The organism is Burkholderia sp. KBS0801 (assembly GCF_005937855.2).
Classification (GTDB): Bacteria; Pseudomonadota; Gammaproteobacteria; order Burkholderiales; family Burkholderiaceae; genus Burkholderia; species Burkholderia ambifaria.
On the sequence record NZ_CP042177.1, the window covers coordinates 2,181,686 to 2,199,884 of the forward strand.

Genomic DNA, 18,199 nt, shown 5'->3' on the forward strand with positions numbered 1-18,199 from the left:
CGCCCCTTTCGCTCCAAAACCGGCCGCGACGGCCGCTTCGCCCGTGAACCCTCGACTCGACTCGCTCCAGCCCTATCCCTTCGAAAAGCTGCGCGCCCTGTTCAAGGACGTGACGCCCGGTGCCGGTATGCCCGGTGCCGGTACGCCCGCTGCCGGTATGCCTGCTGCCAGCCTGAAACCGATCAGCTTCGGCATCGGCGAGCCCAAGCACCCGACGCCGGCGCTGATCCGCGAGGCCGTCGTGGCCGCGCTCGACGGCCTCGCGTCGTACCCGGCCACCGCCGGCTCGGACGCGCTGCGCACGTCGATCGCGCACTGGCTCGAACGCCGCTACGGGCTGCCGGCGATCGATCCGGCCACGCAAGTGCTGCCCGTGTCGGGGTCGCGCGAGGCGCTGTTCTCGCTCGCGCAGACGGTGATCGATTCGCGCGCGAGCGCGGACGGCAAGAAGGCGATCGTACTCTGTCCGAATCCGTTCTATCAAATTTACGAAGGCGCGGCGCTCCTGGCCGGTGCAGAACCCTATTTCGCGAACAGCGACCCGGCGCGCAACTTCGCGTGTGACTATGCGGCCGTGCCCGACGAGGTCTGGGCGCGCACCCAGCTGCTGTACGTGTGCTCGCCGGGCAATCCGACGGGCGCCGTGCTGACGCTCGACGACTGGCGCGAGTTGTTCGCGCTGTCCGACCGCCACGGTTTCGTGATCGCGTCCGACGAGTGCTATTCGGAAATCTATTTCGACGAAGCGGCGCCGCCGCTCGGCGGCCTGGAGGCCGCGCACCGCCTCGGCCGCGGCTTCGAACGGCTCGTGATGCTGTCGAGCCTGTCGAAGCGCTCGAACGTGCCGGGCATGCGCTCGGGTTTCGTCGCCGGCGACGCCGCGCTGCTCAAGAAATTCCTGCTGTACCGCACGTACCATGGTGCGGCGCTGTCGCCGGTCTGGCAGCACGCGAGCATCGCCGCGTGGAACGACGAGGCGCACGTGCGCGAGAACCGCGCGCTGTACCTGCAGAAGTTCAACACGGTCACGCCGATGCTGGCCGACGTGATCGACGTGAAGCTGCCCGACGCCGCGTTCTACCTGTGGGCCAACGTCGCGCGCACCGGCCTGTCGGACACCGAGTTCGCCCGCCGCCTGTACGCCGACTATAATGTGACGGTTCTGCCCGGCTCGTACCTGGCGCGCGACGCGCACGGCACGAATCCGGGCCGCGATTTCATCCGGATCGCGCTCGTCGCGGGCACCCCCGAATGCGTCGAGGGCGCGCAACGCATCGTCGATTTCTGCCGGGCTCTCGCGCGGTAAGACGTCCATCCCGATCAATTCCATTCATCTCCTGCGAAAACGAACATGTCGCAACAACTTCAGCAAATCATCGATACCGCCTGGGAAAACCGCGCCGAGCTGTCGCCGAAGGCCGCGCCGGCCGACGTCCGCGAAGCCGTCGCTCATGCGATCGAGCAACTCGACAAAGGCGCACTGCGCGTCGCCGAGAAGATCGACGGCAACTGGACCGTGCACCAGTGGCTGAAGAAGGCCGTGCTGCTGTCGTTCCGCCTGGAGGACAACGCGCCGATGCCGGCCGGCGGCTACTCGCAGTTCTACGACAAGGTTCCGTCGAAGTTCGCGAACTACACCGCTGAAGACTTCGCCGCGGGCGGCTTCCGCGTCGTGCCGCCGGCCATCGCGCGCCGCGGCTCGTTCATCGCGAAGAACGTCGTGCTGATGCCGTCGTACACCAACATCGGCGCGTACGTCGACGAAGGCACGATGGTCGACACGTGGGCCACGGTCGGTTCGTGCGCACAGATCGGCAAGAACGTGCACCTGTCGGGCGGCGTCGGCATCGGCGGCGTGCTCGAACCGCTGCAGGCGAACCCCGTCATCATTGAAGACAACTGCTTCATCGGCGCGCGCTCGGAAGTCGTCGAAGGCGTGATCGTCGAGGAGAATTCGGTGATCTCGATGGGCGTGTACCTCGGCCAGAGCACCAAGATCTACGATCGCGAAACGGGCGAAGTCAGCTACGGCCGCATCCCGGCCGGCTCGGTCGTCGTGGCCGGCAACCTGCCGTCGAAGGACGGCTCGCACAGCCTGTACTGCGCGGTGATCGTGAAGAAGGTCGACGCGAAGACCCGCGCGAAGGTCGGCCTGAACGAGCTGCTGCGAGGCGACTGATGGCCAAGCCGCGCACCGTGGTCGTCTACGGCATTCCGAACTGCGACACCGTGAAGAAGGCCCGCGTGTGGCTCGACGATCACGGCGTCGAGTTCGAGTTCCACGACTTCAAGAAGCTCGGCGTCAGCGCACCGCTCGTCGAGGACTGGCTGAAGGACGTGTCGCTCGACGCGCTCGTAAACAAGCGCGGCACGACGTGGCGCGGCCTGGACGATGCGATGAAGGCGGCCGCGGAAACGCGCTCCGGCGCGGTCGCGCTGATGATCCACAAGCCGTCGGTCATCAAGCGTCCCGTGCTCGTCGTCAACGGCCGCGTGAAATCGCTCGGCTTCGTGGCCGATCAGTACGCGGCGCTGTTTGCCGCCTAGGGCCGCCCGCGCTGCGCCCGCGCTGCACCTGCGGGTGCAGCCCGACGTCTCGTCACTGCCGGCCACCGCGCCGGCATTTTTTATCGAAAGTGGTCCGAACCATGTCCGCCACCCTAGCCCTTACCGAACAGCTGATCGCCCGCGCGTCCGTCACGCCCGACGACCAGCATTGCCAGCAGATCATGACCGAGCGCCTCGCCGCGCTCGGCTTCGAATGCGAGACCATCGCGTCGCACGGCGTGACCAACCTGTGGGCCGTCAAGCGCGGCGCCGACGGCCGCGACGGCAAGCTGCTCGCGTTCGCGGGCCACACCGACGTCGTGCCGACCGGCCCGCTCGAGCAGTGGACCTCGCCGCCGTTCGTCCCCGCGCATCGCGACGGCAAGCTGTACGGCCGCGGCGCGGCCGACATGAAGACGTCGCTCGCGGCGTTCGTCGTCGCGTCCGAGGAATTCGTCGCGGCCCACCCCGGCCACCGCGGCGCGATCGCGTTCCTGATCACGAGCGACGAGGAAGGCCCGGCCACCGACGGCACCGTGAAGGTCGTCGAACTGCTCGAAGCGCGCGGCGAACGCGTCGACTACTGCATCGTCGGCGAGCCGACCTCGAGCGCGGAACTCGGCGACGTCGTGAAGAACGGCCGCCGCGGCTCGATGTCGGGCGAGCTGGTCGTCAAGGGCGTGCAGGGCCACATCGCGTACCCGCATCTCGCGAAGAACCCGATCCACCTGCTCGCGCCGGCGCTCGCCGAGCTCGCCGCCGAACAGTGGGACGCAGGCAACGAATACTTCCCGCCGACCACCTGGCAGGTGTCGAACCTGCATGCCGGCACCGGCGCGACCAACGTGATCCCCGGCCACGCGGACCTGATGTTCAACTTCCGCTTTTCGACGGCGAGCACGGTCGAGGGCCTGCAGGCACGCGTGCACGCGATCCTCGACAAGCACGGCCTCGAATACACGCTGAAGTGGTCGGTGAGCGGCCTGCCGTTCCTCACGCCGCGCGGCGACCTGTCGAACGCGCTGGAGAACGCGATCCGCGCCGAGACCGGCCTTACGACCGAGCTGTCGACGACGGGCGGCACGTCCGACGGACGCTTCATCGCGCGCATCTGCCCGCAGGTGATCGAGTTCGGCCCGCCCAACGGCAGCATCCACAAGATCGACGAGCACATCGACGTGCGCTTCGTCGACCCGCTGAAGAACGTGTACCGACGCGTGCTCGAACAACTGATCGCCTGACGGAGCCTCGCATGACGACACCATTTGCAACTATTCGCGACCTGCTGCGCTACGCGGTCACGCGCTTCTCGAAGGCCAAGCTCGCATTCGGCCACGGCTCGGACAACGCGTACGACGAAGCCGCGTACCTCGTGCTGCACACGCTCGACCTGCCGCTCGACACGCTCGAGCCGTTCCTCGATGCGCGGCTGCTGCCCGATGAAATCGCGGCCGTGCTCGCGGTGATCGAACGACGCGCGACCGAACGCGTGCCGGCCGCGTACCTCACGCATGAAGCGTGGATGCACGGCCACCGCTTCTACGTCGACGAGCGCGTGATCGTGCCGCGCTCGTTCATCGGCGAGCTGCTCGACGACGGGCTGCAGCCGTATGTCGCCGACCCCGAGCAGGTCGGCGCGGTGCTCGAGCTGTGCACCGGCTCCGGCTGCCTCGCGATCCTCGCCGCCAGCGCGTTCCCGAACGCCGAGATCGACGCGGTCGACCTGTCCGACAAGGCACTCGAAGTCGCCCGGATCAACGTGAGCGACTATGGCCTCGACGATCGCATCACGCTGCATCGTGGCGACCTCTACGCACCGCTGCCCGCGTTCCGCGCCGAACCCGACGCGCGCTACGACGTGATCCTGACGAACCCGCCGTACGTGAACGCGACGTCGATGGCCGCCCTGCCGCCCGAGTACCGGCACGAGCCGGAGATGGCGCTCGCGGGCGGCGAGGACGGCATGGACATCGTGCGGCGCATCATCTCGGAAGCGCACAAGTGGCTGCACGACGACGGCGTGCTCGTCGTCGAGATCGGCAACGAGCGCGAGCACGTCGAAGCCGCGTTCGGCGGGCTCGAACTCACGTGGCTGCCCACCAGCGCGGGCGACGACACGGTGTTCCTGATCCAGGCGTCGGACCTGCCGCGCAAGGCCTGACGGCACGCCGCGGCCCCAACCGTGCGGCACGGCAAACCGCTGTCCCGCACGGTTGGGTAAGATGCGCGTAAGCGGCCGTCGCGCCGCACGACCTCAGGAGTCCGTCACGCGCCCATGACCCTCGACTGGCTACATCTCGGCACCCTGATCCTGGCCGTCCATGTGCTCGGGATCGTCGCGGCGTGTCACGCGCTCATGAACACGCGCACGTCGCAAGGCGCGATCGCGTGGGCCGTGTCGCTCGCCGCGATGCCGTACCTGACGCTCGTCCCCTACCTGTTCCTCGGTCGCAGCAAGTTCTCCGGCTACGTCGACGCGCGGCGCCACGAAATGGAGGCGTTGCGCACGCACACGCCGCGCGTGCCGTGGCTCGATGCGGACGCAACCAACGGGCCGGCGGCCGACGCGATTGGCCGGGCTGCTGTGCTCGCGCTCACGCGGCTCGGCGGGATGCCGTTCGTCGGCGGCAATTCGGTGCGCACGCTCGTCAACGGCGATGCGACATTCGAGGCGATCCTGTCGGCGATCGACTCGGCGCGCGATTACGTGTTCGTCCAGTTCTTCATCGTGCGCGTCGACGCGCTCGGCCTGATGCTGCGCGACGCGCTGCTCGCGCGCGCGGCAGCCGGCGTGCGCTGCTACCTGCTGTACGACAGCATCGGCTGCTTCGACCTGCCGCACAGCTACGTCGACACGCTGCGCCGCGGCGGCGTCGAGGTCCACCCGTTCGCGACCCACCGCAAGTTCGTCAACCGCTTCCAGCTCAACTTCCGCAACCATCGCAAGATCGTCGTCGTCGACGGCAATCGCGCGTTCGTCGGCGGACACAACGTCGGCGTCGAATATCTCGGCGCGAACCGGCGTCTGTCGCCGTGGCGCGACACCCATATCGAAATCCGCGGCCCGGTGGTCGCCAGCATCCAGTACGTGTTCGCCGAAGACTGGCACTGGGCCACGCAGACGCTTCCGCCGCTCGCCGCGCCGCCGGAGGCGCTGCCCGGCGACTCGATGCATTGCCTCGCCGTGCCGATGGGCCCGGCCGACAAGCAGGAAACCGGCTCGCTGTTCTTCGTCGGCGCGATCAACGCCGCGCACGAACGGGTGTGGATCACGACACCGTATCTCATACCTGACGAAGCGGTGATCGCCGCGCTCAAGCTCGCGGTGATGCGCGGCGTCGACGTGCGTATCCTGATCCCGTGCCGGCGCGACCACTACGTCGTGTTCGAGGCATCGAAGCTCTATGCGCGCGATCTAATCGACGCAGGCGTCAAGGTGTTCCGCTACCGGCCCGGCTTCCTGCACCAGAAAGTCGTGCTGATCGATCGCATCGCGGCCGCGGTCGGCAGCGCGAATCTCGACAACCGCTCGTTCCGGCTGAACTTCGAAATCATGGTGCTGACCGTCGATCGCGCGTTCGCCGATGAAGTCGGGGCCATGCTCGACGCCGATTTCGCGCAATCCTACGAGGTCGATGCGAACGAGTATCGGCACTCGCCCGCGTGGCGGCGCATCGCCATGCACGTCGCGCGCCTGTTCGCACCCATCCTGTAGCGTCCGTGGCGCTCGCGCGAGCGCCGGCCCGCCGTCGCCCGGATGGCGGCACCCGCTTTCGCACCGTCCGGCCCGGTATCGCGGTCACGGGCGGTTCGGTCCGCGCGGCCAGTTCACCGCTTCACGGTGTTACAGCAGCTTGTCGATATCCGCAGCGATTTCCTCGGGTTTCGTCGACGGCGCATAGCGCTTGACGATCCGCCCGTCGCGGTCGACCAGGAATTTCGTGAAATTCCACTTGATCGCCTTCAGACCGAGAATGCCGGGCGCCTCGTCGGTCAGATATCGGTACAGCGGATGCGCATGGTCGCCCTTCACGTCGACCTTCGCGAACATCGGAAAGGTGACGCCGTAGTTGCGCTCGCAGAACGCGCCGATCTGCGCGGCGTCGCCCGGCTCCTGCTTGCCGAACTGGTTGCACGGAAAGCCGAGCACGAAGAAGCCGCGCGCCGCGTACTGCTCGTACAGTTTCTGCAGGCCCGCATACTGCGGCGTGAAACCGCACTCGCTCGCGGTATTGACGATCAGCAGCACCTTGCCGCGGTACGCGTCGAGCGACGCCGGCTCGCCGGCGAGCGTCTCCGTGCTGAACGAATAGAGGGTGGACATCGGGCACTCCTTTGATGAGACCGGAACGACGTGGAGTCTAGGCGAAATCGCGCCGTTGCGGCATCTGCCGTTCGGCCGATATCCGGAGCGACGCGCGCGCAGTCTAGAATAGCGGTTTTCGTCAGTCATTCCCGCCGTGATCCGTTTCAATCAGTTCAGCCTTGCTCGAGGCACCAAACCGTTGTTCGAGTCGGCCTCGTTCGTGCTCAATCCCGGTGAAAAGGCCGGCCTGATCGGCGCGAACGGCGCCGGCAAATCGACGCTGTTCTCGGTCCTGCGCGGCGAGCTGCATTCCGACGCCGGCGATTTCTCGATGCCGCCGTCGTGGCGGATCGCCCACGTGTCGCAGGAAACGCCCGCGGTCGACCGCTCGGCGCTCGACTACACGCTCGACGGCGACACCGCGCTGCGCGAGATCGAGGCGCGCATCGCCGCCGCGTCGGCCGCGCATGACGGCGCGGCCGAAGCCGACGCGCACGCGGCGTTCGCCGACGCCGACGGCTATACCGCGCCGGCGCGCGCCGAAGCGCTGCTGCTCGGCCTCGGCTTCACGCTCGCGCAGACGCGCGAGTCGGTCGCCAGCTTCTCCGGCGGCTGGCGCATGCGCCTGAACCTCGCGCAGGCGCTGATGTGCCGCTCCGACCTGCTGCTGCTCGACGAACCGACCAACCACCTCGACCTCGACGCGATCGTCTGGCTCGAGGACTGGCTGCACCGCTACGCCGGCACGCTCGTCGTGATCTCGCACGACCGCGAATTCCTCGATTCGATCTGCAACGTCACGCTGCATCTGGAAAATCGCCAGGTGAAGCGCTACGGCGGCAACTACTCGCAATTCGAAGTGCTGCGTGCGCAGCAGCTCGCGCTGCAGCAAAACGCATACGAAAAGCAGCAGAAGACGATCGAGCACCTGCAGAGCTTCGTCGACCGCTTCAAGGCCAAGGCCAGCAAGGCCAAGCAGGCGCAGAGCCGGATGAAGGCGCTCGAGAAGATGGAACTGATCGCGCCCGCGCACATCGCGTCGCCGTTCACGTTCGAGTTCCGCACGCCCGACGCCGCGCCGAACCCGATGATGGTGATGGAAGACGTCCGCTGCGGCTACCATGCCCACGACGGCACGGACATCCCGATCGTCGAACGCGTGGCGCTGTCGATCCAGAACGGCCAGCGCATCGGCCTGCTCGGCGCGAACGGCCAGGGGAAATCGACGCTGATCAAGACGCTGGCCGGCACGCTCGCGCCGCTGTCGGGCCACGTGCGCGACGGCAAGGGCCTGACGATCGGCTATTTCGCGCAGCACCAGCTCGAAACGCTGCGTGAGGACGATTCGCCCCTCGCGCATCTCGCGCGGCTCGCGCCCGACACGCGCGAGCAGGAACTGCGCGACTTTCTCGGCGGCTTCAATTTCTCCGGCGAGATGGCGACGAGCCCGGTCGGCCCGTTCTCCGGCGGCGAGAAGGCGCGGCTCGCGCTTGCGCTGATCATTTGGCAGAAGCCGAACCTGCTGCTGCTCGACGAGCCGACCAACCACCTCGACCTCGAAACGCGTCACGCGCTGACGATGGCGCTCGCGCAGTTCGAAGGCACGCTGATCCTCGTCTCGCACGACCGCCATCTGCTGCGCGCGACCACCGACCAGTTCATGCTCGTCGCGAAGCACCGCCTGCAGCCGTTCGACGGCGACCTCGACGATTACCGCGACTGGCTGCTGCAGCACGCGGCCGAGCAGCGTGCAGCCGCGAAGGCCGACGGCGCGGCGACGACGGGCGCCGATCCGGGCGTCAACCGCAAGGATCAGAAGCGCCAGGCGGCCGAGGAGCGCCAGCGCCTGTCGCAGCTGAAAAAGCCGCTGCAGAACCGCATCACGAAGCTCGAAAAGGAAATGGAAACGCTGCACGCGGAAAAGGCGCGCCTCGACGCGTTCGTCGCCGATCCGGCCAGCTACGAGGCCGCGCGCAAGACGGAGCTGACCGACGCGATCCGCAAGCTAGGCGAGGTCAATAGCCGGCTCGAAACGGTCGAGGCCGACTGGCTCGCCGTGCACGAAGAGCTCGAGCAGATCGGCTGAACGCGGCCGGGGTGTCGTCCGGCGGTCGCTTGACCGGTGGCGCGGCATCCACGGCGGCGTCAATACCGACGAACCGGGCCGCCTGCATCCGGCCCGAAAACGACAAGGCCGGGCGCCCTGGCCCGGCCTCTTCATCGTGACTACGGCTGTCGTTGTCGGGTCGGCCATACGCCGCCCGCTCAACGCCGCGGCAACGTATCGCGCGGCAACTGCTCGTCATCGTCCATCAGGTGACGCCGCCCTTCGGTCGGCTGGCGGATCGCCGCGGCGACTTCGGCTTCCGTCACGTCCTCGGACACGACCCGGCGTGCGAGGCGCCCTTCTTCGTCGATCCACTCGACGATCCGGCATCCGCCGCCCCACGGGTGAACGATGGGCTCCGATACGCGGCAGCCGCGCAGGTTGTAAAGGCGTCCGCTGGCCGCATCCCCATACTGTTTGAACATAGGTTCCCTTCCATTGCGCGGTTCGACAATCCGGCAAAGGATAGGGAAAAGCGATGTCCGCCGGGTTACAGGAGCCTACATATTCTTTACAACCAATTACGCGACAGATCGTGGCCGGCCGCCCCGCACGGGTGCCGGCCACGCGCGGTCATTCGAGATCGCGCACGCGGTCGATCGCCTGCTCGATCCGCTCGACGGCCATCACGTTCAGCCCTTCGATCGGCTGCTTCGGCGCATTCGCCTTCGGGATCAGCGCGGCCGTGAAGCCGAGCTTCGCGGCCTCGCGCAGCCGTTCCTGACCACGCGGGGACGGCCGGATCTCGCCCGCCAGCCCCACCTCGCCGAATACGATCAAGCCCTTCGGCAGCGCCTTGTTGCGCATCGACGAATGAATCGCGAGCAGCACGGCGACGTCAGCGGCCGGTTCGGTGATCTTCACGCCGCCCACCGCGTTCAGGAACACGTCCTGGTCGAAACACGCGATGCCCGCGTGCCGGTGCAGCACCGCGAGCAGCATCGCGAGCCGGTTCTGCTCGAGGCCGACCGCGAGCCGGCGCGGGTTCGGCACGTGCGCCGTATCGACGAGCGCCTGGACTTCGACGAGCAGCGGGCGCGTGCCCTCCTGCGTGACGAGCACGCAGGAACCCGGCACGACCTGCTCGTGCTGCGACAGGAACAGCGCGGACGGGTTCGCGACGCCGCGCAGCCCGCGCTCGGTCATCGCGAACACGCCGAGTTCGTTGACCGCGCCGAAGCGGTTCTTGAACGCGCGCACGAGCCGGAACGACGAATGGGTGTCGCCCTCGAAGTACAGCACCGTGTCGACGATGTGCTCGAGCACGCGCGGGCCGGCGAGGTTGCCCTCCTTCGTCACGTGCCCGACCATGATGATCGCGGTGCCCGACTGCTTCGCGATGCGCGTGAGCTGCGCCGCGCATTCGCGCACCTGCGCGACCGAGCCGGGCGCCGACGTCAGCGCTTCCGAATAGACGGTCTGGATCGAGTCGATGACGGCGACGTCCGGCCGTTCCGCGTCGATCGCGGCCTGGATCTTCTCGAGCTGGATCTCGGCGAGCAGCTTCAGCTCGGCCGCCGGCGCGCCGCCGTCGAGCAGCGCGAGCCGTTGCGCGCGCAACGCGATCTGCGCGGCCGATTCCTCACCGCTGATATAGAGTGCGCGCCGCTCGTTCGCGATGTCCGCGAGCGACTGCAGCAGCAGCGTCGACTTGCCGATGCCCGGATCGCCGCCGATCAGCACGACGCCTCCCGGCACCAGCCCGCCGCCCAGCACGCGGTCGAATTCGCCGATGCCGGTGGAGAAGCGCGGCACGTCGGCCGCCTCGATGTCGACGAGCCGCTGCACCGGCGCCCGCTTCGCGAGCGACTGGAAGCGATGGGCGGCCGGCGACTCGGCAACCGATTCGACGAGGGTGTTCCAGGCCTGGCACGACGGGCATTGCCCTTGCCACTTCGGGGTTTGTCCGCCGCACTCGCTGCAGACATAGACGGTTTTCTGTTTCGCCACGCGTGCCGCCCTTATTCCGCGCGCACCGGCACGCGGCCTGCGACCGCGCACATCAGTTCATAGCCGATGGTCCCGCAATGGCGCGCGACGTCGTCGATCGGCAGCGCGTTGCCCCACAGCTCGACCCGCGCGCCGACCCCGGCCTGCGGGCACGGTGTGAGGTCGACCGTGATCATGTCCATCGACACGCGGCCGACGATCCGCGTGCGGATGCCGTCGACGATCACAGGCGTGCCTTCGGGCGCGACGCGCGGATAGCCGTCCGCGTAGCCGCACGCGACGACGCCGATGCGCATCTGGGCCGGCGCGGAGAACGTCGAGCCATAGCCGATCGCCTGCCCCTTCGCGATGGTCTGCACCGCGATCAGCTCGGACGCGAGCGTCATCGCGGGCTTCAACCCGGTGTCGGCGATGTCGGCCGACAGTCCCGACGGCGACGCGCCGTAGAGCATGATCCCCGGGCGCACCCAGTCGAAGTGCGTATCCGGATGCCACAGCACGGCCGCCGAATTCGCGAGGCTGCGCGCGCCGGCGATGTTTTCCGCGCCGCGCTCGAACGTCGCGAGCTGCTCGGCGACGCCGCGCTCGTTGTCGGCATCCGAAAAATGGGTCATCAACGTGATCTGGCCGATGCCGGGGCACGCACGGGCGCGCTCCCACGCGGCGCGGTATTTCTCCGGCGCGTAGCCGAGCCGGTTCATGCCGCTGTTCATCTTGAGCTGCACGTTGACGGGCTTCGACAGCCGCGCCGTCTCCAGCATCCGCATCTGCTCGTCGTTGTGGACGGTGGTCGTCAGGCTGTAGCGGTCGATCACGTCGATGTCGGTCGAGCGGAAAAACCCCTCGAGCAGCAGGATCGGACCGGCCCACCCCAGCTCGCGCAGCTTCACGGCCTCGTCGAGGTCGAGCAGGCCGAAGCCGTCGGTGCCGCGCAGGCCGGGAAACACGCGCGCGAGACCGTGGCCGTACGCGTTGGCCTTGACGACCGTCCAGACCTTGGACGGGCCGGCAAAGCGGCGGACGACGGAGAGATTGTTCGCGAGAGCGGCGGTATGGATGGTGGCGGAGATCGGGCGCGGCATGGGAAATTTACGTAAAGACGCTTGCGAATCATCAGCTTACCGCGCCTTTTGAGCACCGAAGCCGACAATTTGCGGAACGATCGGGGAATCTTGCTAGTCCGAATTGCCGTATTTTCGTGTTATAAAGCCGTGCGCACAACCCATTTCGAACGGAATAAGCCGATCGCATACCAGGCGGCCTACGCGGCCCTGCCGCAGCGACGAAAGCATCGCATCAGATGAAAAAAGGTTTTTACACCATCATGGCCGCGCAGTTTTTCTCGTCGTTGGCCGACAATGCGCTTCTCATCGCCGCCATCGCCCTGCTGAAAGACCTTCACGCCCCCAACTGGATGACACCGCTGCTCAAGCTGTTCTTCGTGTTGTCCTATGTGGTGCTGGCGGCTTATGTCGGTGCGTTCGCCGATTCGCGTCCGAAGGGGCGCGTGATGTTCATCACCAACTCGATCAAGGTGGTCGGCTGCCTGATCATGCTGTTCGGCGCCCACCCGCTGATCGCGTACGGGATCGTCGGATTCGGCGCCGCGGCCTACTCGCCCGCCAAATACGGCATCCTGACCGAGCTGCTGCCGGCCGACCGGCTCGTCGCCGCAAACGGCTGGATCGAAGGCACGACCGTCAGTTCGATCATTCTCGGCACCGTGCTCGGCGGCGCGCTGATCAGCCCGCACATCGCATCGCACGTGATCGCGCACACGCCCGCCTGGATCGGCACGCCCGCCGAAGCGGCGATGGCGATCATCATGGCGATCTACGTGATCGCCGCGATGTTCAACCTGCGGATCCCCGATACCGGCGCGCGCTACCCGAAGCAGGAGCGCGGCCCGGTCAAGCTCCTCACCGATTTCGCCGACTGTTTCATGGTGCTCTGGCGCGACAAGCTCGGCCAGATCTCGCTCGCGGTCACGACGCTGTTCTGGGGCGCGGGCGCGACGCTGCAGTTCATCGTGCTGAAGTGGGCCGAAGTCTCGCTCAACATGTCGCTGTCCGAAGGCGCGCTCCTGCAGGCCGTGGTCGCGGTGGGCGTCGCGGGCGGCGCGATTGCCGCAGCCGCACGCATCCCGCTGAAGAAGTCGCTGTCCGTGCTGCCCGTCGGCATCGTCATGGGCATCGCGGTCATGCTGATGGCGTTCTACACGCGCGACCTGTTCCCCGCGCACTGGGCCGTGCATTTCGGCCACCTGCGCCTGCCGGTGTACCTGATCGTCGCGTACATCTTCCTGATCGGCGTCGGCGCGCTGTCCGGCTATTTCGTGGTTCCGATGAACGCGCTGCTGCAGCATCGCGGCCATGTGCTGCTGTCGGCCGGCCACTCGATCGCGGTGCAGAACTTCAACGAGAACCTGTCGGTGCTCGTGATGCTGTGCCTGTATGCGGTGCTGGTCTGGCTCGACGTGCCGGTCGGCGTCGTGATCGTGCTGTTCGGCACGTTCGTCTGCCTGACGATGTGGCTCGTGATGCGCCGCCACCAGGCGAACCAGCGCCAGTTCGACTCGGTCGCGCTGATCGGCGAATCGCGGCACTGACGCTACACTGTCCGTTTCCGTCCGTCGGCGCCGGTCTTCGCACCGGCGTCTTGCCATCATGACGCACCCGATACCCAACGTCCTGACGATCGCCGGCTCCGACTCGGGCGGCGGCGCAGGCATCCAGGCCGACCTCAAGACCTTCTCCGCGCTCGGCGCGTACGGCGCGAGCGTGATCACCGCGCTGACCGCGCAGAACACGCGCGGCGTGAGCGGCGTGCACGCGCCGGACGCCGCGTTCGTGACCGCGCAGCTCGACGCGGTGTTCGACGACATCCGCATCGATGCGGTCAAGATCGGCATGCTCGCGAACGCGGCGATCGTGCATGCAGTGGCCGATGCGCTGCGGCGCTACGCGCCGCGCTTCGTCGTGCTCGATACGGTGATGATTTCGAAGAGTTCGCACGCGCTGCTCGCACCCGACGCGGTCGACGCGTTGCGCGACGCGCTGCTGCCGCTCGCGACCCTCGTCACGCCAAACCTGCCCGAAGCGGCCGCCCTGCTCGGCGACACGCCCGCGACGACCGAAGACGACATGGTGCGGCAAGGCCACGCGCTGCTGCAGGCGGGCGCGAACGCCGTGCTGATGAAAGGCGGCCACCTGCCCGACGCGGCCACGAGCCCCGACTGGCTCGTCGACGCCGCGCATGCCGTGCGGCTCGGCGGCACGCGCGTGCCGGTCAGCAACACGCACGGCACGGGCTGCACGCTGTCGTCGGCGATCGCCGCGCTGCTGCCGCAGCGGCCGGATCTCGAGAGCGCGGTGCGCGACGCGAAGGTCTACCTGACCGGCGCAATCGCCGCGAGCGGCCAGCTCGACGTCGGCCACGGCGTCGGCCCGGTCCATCACTTCCATCGCTGGTGGTAAGCGCCGGCTGACGCGGCGTCAGTCGTCCTGCGCGGCGAACGCCTGCGCGCGCGCCGGCCAGTCGTCCGGCACGATGAAGCCGCGCGCCGTCTCCCGCCACACACCATCGCAGTCCTGTCGATGCACGCCGATCAGCGCGGGCGCCTGGCGCGCCGTCAATACGGATGGCAGCTCAAGCGAATTCGCCAGCGGTTCGGGTGCGGCGTCGGCCGCCGCCCTCCGCGGCGCGAGCCAGGCCAGCCGCGCCAGCACGTTCCACGCCGCGCCGTCGGGTTGCGCGGCCGCCCAGGCCGGCCACTGCGCGTGCGTCAGCCAGAAGCCGCGCGGATGATCGGCCGCGATTTCCGCGCAGACCGGCGGCGGCGGCACACCGTGCGGATAGAACAGCCAGCCCTTGATGAACATCTGCGCATCGGACGGCGCGCCGTAGCCGAGCAGCGCAAACCCGTGGCGATCGCTCAACCGTAGCTGATGCTCGAGCAGCCGGCTGCGCTTGCGGTCGAGGCGATCGACGAGATTCGGACCGACGAAATCCGCGAGCGATGCGTCGCCCGCCACCGGCGCGCACAGGTAGCACTTCACGGCAAGCTCCCAGTGCAGGCGCTGCCCGCCCGGCGCATCGACGAGGAAATCGACCTCGCCGAGCGTCTTGCCGTTGCTGCGCAGCGGCAGATTGGCGGCGACGAGCCGCAGCGACGGCCCGTGCGTGAGGAAATATTCGAGCAGGCATTCGGCATAGCGTCCGAGCCGCACCGGCCGCAGGCCGTCGAGCGCACGGTGCAGCGGCTCGGGCGCGGCGTCGAGCGCGACGAGCCACGCTTCGACGGCCACCCGTTCGGGCGCATCCGACCACGGATGCGCGAGCGGCGCGCCGGGCGCCGCGGTGAGCAGGCTCGGGCTCGCGAGGAGCCAGCCCACATCGCGGACCGCGACATCGCGCAGCGTATCGACGAACGCGAACGCCGCGTCGTGCGTCATTGGGCGACCGGGCCGGTCGCGTCGGCGTCCCCCGCCTGCTGGAACGTATCGCGCGCAAGGCACAAGTCGGCCCACGCCTTCGACTTGTCCTGCAGGCTGCGCAGCAGGTACGCCGGGTGGTAGGTGACGATCACCGGCACGCCTTCGTAGGTGTGCACGCGGCCGCGCAGCGACGCGATGCTGGCATCCGTCTTCAGCAGCGTCTGCGCGGCGAAGCGGCCGAGCGCGACGATCAGCTTCGGCTTCACGAGCGCGACCTGGCGCTGCAGGTACGGCTCGCAGCGCGCGACCTCGTCGGGTTCGGGGTTGCGATTGCCGGGCGGCCGGCACTTGATCACGTTCGCGATGTAGACGTTCTCGCCGCGTTTGAGCGCCAGCGACTGCAGCATGTTGTCGAGCAGCTTGCCGGCCTGGCCGACGAACGGCTCGCCCTGCTTGTCCTCGTTCTCGCCCGGCGCTTCGCCGATCAGCATCCAGTCCGCTTCACGATCGCCGACACCGAACACGGTATTGGTGCGCTTCTCGCACAGGCGGCAGCTCGTGCAATCGGCGACGCGTGCGGCGAGCGTGTCCCAGTCGAGCATCGCCACCGGCGTTGCGGCAGGACGCGCTTCGTCCGGCGGCAGCGGCTCGCCGGGCGGTGTCGCGTCGAACCACGCGAAGTCGTCTTCGGTGGCCGGCGGCATGTCGTCCGCGGCGGCGGACGGCGCGGGCTCGACGGACGCACGGTCGTCGTCGATCGCGGCGCGAGCGGCCGTCTCTGTACGCGTATCCGCTTCGCCGCGCAGGGCCGCATTGCGAGCCGCGCCGCCCACCGGCGGCGTATCGTCACGCGAGACCACACGCGCAGTCGGCTGCGCTGCCAGCCGCGGTTTGGCCGCGCCGGATGCGCCGACTGCGTCGGCCGCGCCGGTTGCGGCCGCAACGGCGGACGCGTCGCCCCCTCCGCTGGATGCCGCAGCCGGTGTTTCGCCCGCTTCAGCGCTTTGCCCGCGCTGCCCGCGCCGCACCCAGATCTGCGCGAGACCCATTTCCTCGAGCGCTGCTTCAGCCCACGCCATGCGTGTCCCCTTCGTCCTTGTTCAGCGTCAGACGCATCACGATCGCGTCCTCCCGGCTGCGATGCCGCGCCGGATAGTAGTTCTTGCGCCGGCCGATCGTCACGAAGCCGAAGCGCTCGTACAGATGAATCGCGCGCGGATTGGACGGCCGCACCTCGAGCAGCACGCCGTCGAGCCGCTCCGCGCGCGAGATGCGCACCGCTTCGCGCAGCAGCGCGAGGCCCGCGCCCGAGTGCTGGGCGGCCGGTGCGACGCACAGGTTCAGCAGGTGCATCTCGTCGATCACCGGCATCAGCACGCAGTAGCCGACGAGCGCGCCCGTCACGTGGCGCAGGCACACGCCGAAATAGCCGTTGCGCAGCGAATCCTCGAAGTTGCCGCGGCTCCACGGGAATTCGTACGCGACCTGCTCGATCGCGACGACCTCGTCGAGATCGGCGTCGGTCATCGGCGACAAATAGCGGTCGCTCAGCAGTACACCCGTCATCCTTTCGCTCCGCCCGTCTGCGCGGCGCGCGCCGCGAGGCGCTCGGCGGTGGTCTGCGCGACCTTGTCGCGCACGTATTCCGGCGCGGCCTGATCGGCCGGCACCGTGCGGCCGGCGCGAAACGCGCGCAGCGCGGCATGCGCGACCGCCAGCGCATGCGGCAGCGCGTCGCCGTCGATCACGGCTGCGGCGGCGGCAGCCGGCAACTGCGCGCCGAACGCGGCCGCCGCGTTGCCCGCGAGCGTGAACGGCACGTCGGGCACGCCGACGCCACCCGGCGCATCGAGCGACGCCGGATGCAGCGTGCGCCAGTCGCCCGCCTGATCGTCCCACGCGAAATCGGCCCAGTACGCTTCGTCCATCCGCGCGTCGAGCGCGACCAGCACGCGCGTCGTGCCGGGCGCGCGCAGCCGCGCGTGCTCGGCGCATGCGAGCAGCGTGCTGACCGGCACGACCGGCAGCCCGCGCCCGAACGCGAGCCCCTGGGTAATGCCGGTCGCGGTACGCAGGCCGGTGAACGAGCCGGGGCCCGCGCCGAACGCGATCGCGTCGCAGTCGGCGAACGACAGGCCCGATTCGGCGAAGAGTTCCTGGATGGCCGGCAGCACGCGCGTGCTCGACACGGCGCCCGTTGGTTCGTGGCGGACCCAGGTTTGCGGGGGGGAAACGGCGTCATCGGCCGAAGCCGAGCGCAGCAGCGCGACCGAGCAGTATTCGGTCGACGTATCGATGGCGAGGAGCACTGTTTGCGTCATGGCCGACATTGTAATGCGGCGCCCCGCTCCCACGGGCGATCGGACCCGATCCACGTGCGTGCACCGCGCGGCCGGCGGTTTGGAAGGATCGCTCGACCCCGCGCGGCGCGGCGCTTGTTAAGATCGGCCGACTCGAAACCCTTACGGAGACACACGATGAGCGATCTCACCGCCCAATTCGACCAGGCCCAGGTCGACGTCAAGCAACTGCCCGAGCGACCGGGCAACCTGACGCTGCTGCGCCTGTACGCACTCTTCAAGCAAGCGACCGACGGCGACGCGCACGGCGACAAGCCGGGCTTCACCGATATCGTCGGCAAGTACAAGTACGACGCGTGGGAAGCGCTGAAAGGCACGTCGCAGGACGCCGCCAAGCAACAGTATGTCGAACTCGTCGAATCGCTGAAGAACGGCACGGCATCCTGACCGGATCGCCCTCCCCGCAATCGGCAATCAAATCAGTGGCGCAGCGCAGCAAATTTCTTTATAATGCGGCCTGCGTCACCCCCGCGCTCGGCTCGAAAGCCGTTCC

Annotated in this window: 18 protein-coding genes; 10 read left to right on the top strand and 8 right to left on the bottom strand. The window is 68.2% G+C overall.

Going from position 1 to position 18,199, the window contains the following annotated elements; all coding sequences use genetic code 11:
• The first annotated feature begins 43 nt into the window (after window positions 1-43).
• From dapC to cls, 6 genes are all read left to right on the top strand, one after another.
• Window positions 44-1,306: a succinyldiaminopimelate transaminase gene (gene dapC / locus FFI87_RS10330; protein WP_138847517.1), complete on the top strand. Its 1,263-nt coding sequence runs from the start codon at window positions 44-46 to the stop codon at window positions 1,304-1,306.
• A gap of 45 nt (window positions 1,307-1,351) precedes the next feature.
• Window positions 1,352-2,179 carry a 2,3,4,5-tetrahydropyridine-2,6-dicarboxylate N-succinyltransferase gene (gene dapD, locus FFI87_RS10335; RefSeq protein ID WP_006478479.1) on the top strand — a complete coding sequence of 276 codons (828 nt, stop codon included), beginning with the start codon at window positions 1,352-1,354 and terminating at the stop codon, window positions 2,177-2,179.
• A complete protein-coding gene (locus FFI87_RS10340) occupies window positions 2,179-2,547 on the top strand; it encodes an ArsC family reductase (RefSeq protein WP_006759624.1) in 369 nt (122 codons plus the stop codon). The genes dapD and FFI87_RS10340 overlap by 1 nt, the downstream gene beginning before the upstream one ends.
• Before the next feature lie 101 nt (window positions 2,548-2,648).
• Window positions 2,649-3,788 (top strand): succinyl-diaminopimelate desuccinylase, encoded by a 1,140-nt coding sequence (gene dapE / locus FFI87_RS10345; RefSeq protein WP_138847516.1) that lies wholly within the window; start codon window positions 2,649-2,651, stop codon window positions 3,786-3,788.
• Window positions 3,789-3,799: 11 nt separating this feature from the next.
• A complete protein-coding gene (gene prmB, locus FFI87_RS10350) occupies window positions 3,800-4,708 on the top strand; it encodes a 50S ribosomal protein L3 N(5)-glutamine methyltransferase (protein ID WP_012364144.1) in 909 nt (302 codons plus the stop codon).
• 114 nt (window positions 4,709-4,822) lie between these two features.
• Entirely contained in the window at window positions 4,823-6,262 is a 1,440-nt protein-coding gene (gene cls, locus FFI87_RS10355) for a cardiolipin synthase (protein WP_138847515.1), read from the top strand.
• A 129-nt stretch (window positions 6,263-6,391) separates the two neighbouring features.
• On the opposite strand, the gene FFI87_RS10360 is transcribed toward cls, so the two are convergent.
• A complete protein-coding gene (locus tag FFI87_RS10360) occupies window positions 6,392-6,871 on the bottom strand; it encodes a glutathione peroxidase (protein ID WP_138847514.1) in 480 nt (159 codons plus the stop codon).
• Window positions 6,872-7,007: 136 nt separating this feature from the next.
• Here FFI87_RS10360 and FFI87_RS10365 point away from each other — a divergent pair, with 136 nt between their 5' ends.
• A complete protein-coding gene (locus FFI87_RS10365; RefSeq protein ID WP_138847513.1) occupies window positions 7,008-8,939 on the top strand; it encodes an ATP-binding cassette domain-containing protein in 1,932 nt (643 codons plus the stop codon).
• Between the two features lie 179 nt (window positions 8,940-9,118).
• Here the strand turns inward: FFI87_RS10365 and FFI87_RS10370 are convergent, their stop codons facing one another.
• From FFI87_RS10370 to alr, 3 genes are all read right to left on the bottom strand, one after another.
• Window positions 9,119-9,385 carry a DUF2866 domain-containing protein gene (locus FFI87_RS10370; protein ID WP_006754544.1) on the bottom strand — a complete coding sequence of 89 codons (267 nt, stop codon included), beginning with the start codon at window positions 9,383-9,385 and terminating at the stop codon, window positions 9,119-9,121.
• A 148-nt stretch (window positions 9,386-9,533) separates the two neighbouring features.
• Entirely contained in the window at window positions 9,534-10,910 is a 1,377-nt protein-coding gene (radA, locus tag FFI87_RS10375; RefSeq protein ID WP_012364148.1) for a DNA repair protein RadA, read from the bottom strand.
• Between the two features lie 11 nt (window positions 10,911-10,921).
• The gene (alr, locus tag FFI87_RS10380) at window positions 10,922-11,992 is read right to left on the bottom strand and encodes an alanine racemase (RefSeq protein WP_012364149.1); all 1,071 of its coding nucleotides are present in this window, start codon (window positions 11,990-11,992) and stop codon (window positions 10,922-10,924) included.
• A gap of 218 nt (window positions 11,993-12,210) precedes the next feature.
• Here alr and lplT point away from each other — a divergent pair, with 218 nt between their 5' ends.
• Complete coding sequence (gene lplT, locus FFI87_RS10385; RefSeq protein ID WP_012364150.1) at window positions 12,211-13,518, top strand: lysophospholipid transporter LplT; 1,308 nt, start codon at window positions 12,211-12,213, stop codon at window positions 13,516-13,518.
• A gap of 58 nt (window positions 13,519-13,576) precedes the next feature.
• On the top strand, window positions 13,577-14,386 hold the full coding sequence (gene thiD / locus FFI87_RS10390; protein ID WP_138847512.1) for a bifunctional hydroxymethylpyrimidine kinase/phosphomethylpyrimidine kinase: 810 nt from the start codon (window positions 13,577-13,579) through the stop codon (window positions 14,384-14,386).
• 18 nt (window positions 14,387-14,404) lie between these two features.
• Here the strand turns inward: thiD and FFI87_RS10395 are convergent, their stop codons facing one another.
• Genes FFI87_RS10395 through tsaB form a run of 4 tightly spaced genes read right to left on the bottom strand, consistent with a single transcriptional unit; the run spans window position 14,405 to window position 17,676 of the window.
• The gene (locus tag FFI87_RS10395; RefSeq protein ID WP_138847511.1) at window positions 14,405-15,364 is read right to left on the bottom strand and encodes a DUF1853 family protein; all 960 of its coding nucleotides are present in this window, start codon (window positions 15,362-15,364) and stop codon (window positions 14,405-14,407) included.
• Window positions 15,361-16,425, bottom strand: coding sequence for a uracil-DNA glycosylase (locus tag FFI87_RS10400; protein ID WP_138847510.1), 1,065 nt, complete (start codon window positions 16,423-16,425; stop codon window positions 15,361-15,363). Before FFI87_RS10400 ends, FFI87_RS10395 begins: the two co-directional genes overlap by 4 nt.
• Window positions 16,412-16,912, bottom strand: a complete 501-nt coding sequence (gene rimI / locus FFI87_RS10405; RefSeq protein ID WP_012364154.1) for a ribosomal protein S18-alanine N-acetyltransferase — start codon at window positions 16,910-16,912, stop codon at window positions 16,412-16,414. Before rimI ends, FFI87_RS10400 begins: the two co-directional genes overlap by 14 nt.
• Window positions 16,909-17,676, bottom strand: coding sequence for a tRNA (adenosine(37)-N6)-threonylcarbamoyltransferase complex dimerization subunit type 1 TsaB (tsaB, locus tag FFI87_RS10410; RefSeq protein ID WP_138847509.1), 768 nt, complete (start codon window positions 17,674-17,676; stop codon window positions 16,909-16,911). Before tsaB ends, rimI begins: the two co-directional genes overlap by 4 nt.
• A gap of 147 nt (window positions 17,677-17,823) precedes the next feature.
• Between tsaB and FFI87_RS10415 the strand changes: the two genes are divergently transcribed.
• The gene (locus FFI87_RS10415; RefSeq protein ID WP_011657309.1) at window positions 17,824-18,093 is read left to right on the top strand and encodes an acyl-CoA-binding protein; all 270 of its coding nucleotides are present in this window, start codon (window positions 17,824-17,826) and stop codon (window positions 18,091-18,093) included.
• Window positions 18,094-18,199: the final 106 nt, after the last annotated feature.

Coding starts and splice junctions, on each gene's coding strand:
- dapD (WP_006478479.1), top strand. CDS start 1,352: ATGTCGCAACAACTTCAGCAAATCATCGATACCGCCTGGGAAAACCGC.
- FFI87_RS10340 (WP_006759624.1), top strand. CDS start 2,179: ATGGCCAAGCCGCGCACCGTGGTCGTCTACGGCATTCCGAACTGCGAC.
- dapE (WP_138847516.1), top strand. CDS start 2,649: ATGTCCGCCACCCTAGCCCTTACCGAACAGCTGATCGCCCGCGCGTCC.
- prmB (WP_012364144.1), top strand. CDS start 3,800: ATGACGACACCATTTGCAACTATTCGCGACCTGCTGCGCTACGCGGTC.
- cls (WP_138847515.1), top strand. CDS start 4,823: ATGACCCTCGACTGGCTACATCTCGGCACCCTGATCCTGGCCGTCCAT.
- FFI87_RS10360 (WP_138847514.1), bottom strand. CDS start 6,871: ATGTCCACCCTCTATTCGTTCAGCACGGAGACGCTCGCCGGCGAGCCG.
- FFI87_RS10370 (WP_006754544.1), bottom strand. CDS start 9,385: ATGTTCAAACAGTATGGGGATGCGGCCAGCGGACGCCTTTACAACCTG.
- alr (WP_012364149.1), bottom strand. CDS start 11,992: ATGCCGCGCCCGATCTCCGCCACCATCCATACCGCCGCTCTCGCGAAC.
- lplT (WP_012364150.1), top strand. CDS start 12,211: ATGAAAAAAGGTTTTTACACCATCATGGCCGCGCAGTTTTTCTCGTCG.
- thiD (WP_138847512.1), top strand. CDS start 13,577: ATGACGCACCCGATACCCAACGTCCTGACGATCGCCGGCTCCGACTCG.
- FFI87_RS10395 (WP_138847511.1), bottom strand. CDS start 15,364: ATGACGCACGACGCGGCGTTCGCGTTCGTCGATACGCTGCGCGATGTC.
- FFI87_RS10400 (WP_138847510.1), bottom strand. CDS start 16,425: ATGGCGTGGGCTGAAGCAGCGCTCGAGGAAATGGGTCTCGCGCAGATC.
- rimI (WP_012364154.1), bottom strand. CDS start 16,912: ATGACGGGTGTACTGCTGAGCGACCGCTATTTGTCGCCGATGACCGAC.
- tsaB (WP_138847509.1), bottom strand. CDS start 17,676: ATGTCGGCCATGACGCAAACAGTGCTCCTCGCCATCGATACGTCGACC.
- FFI87_RS10415 (WP_011657309.1), top strand. CDS start 17,824: ATGAGCGATCTCACCGCCCAATTCGACCAGGCCCAGGTCGACGTCAAG.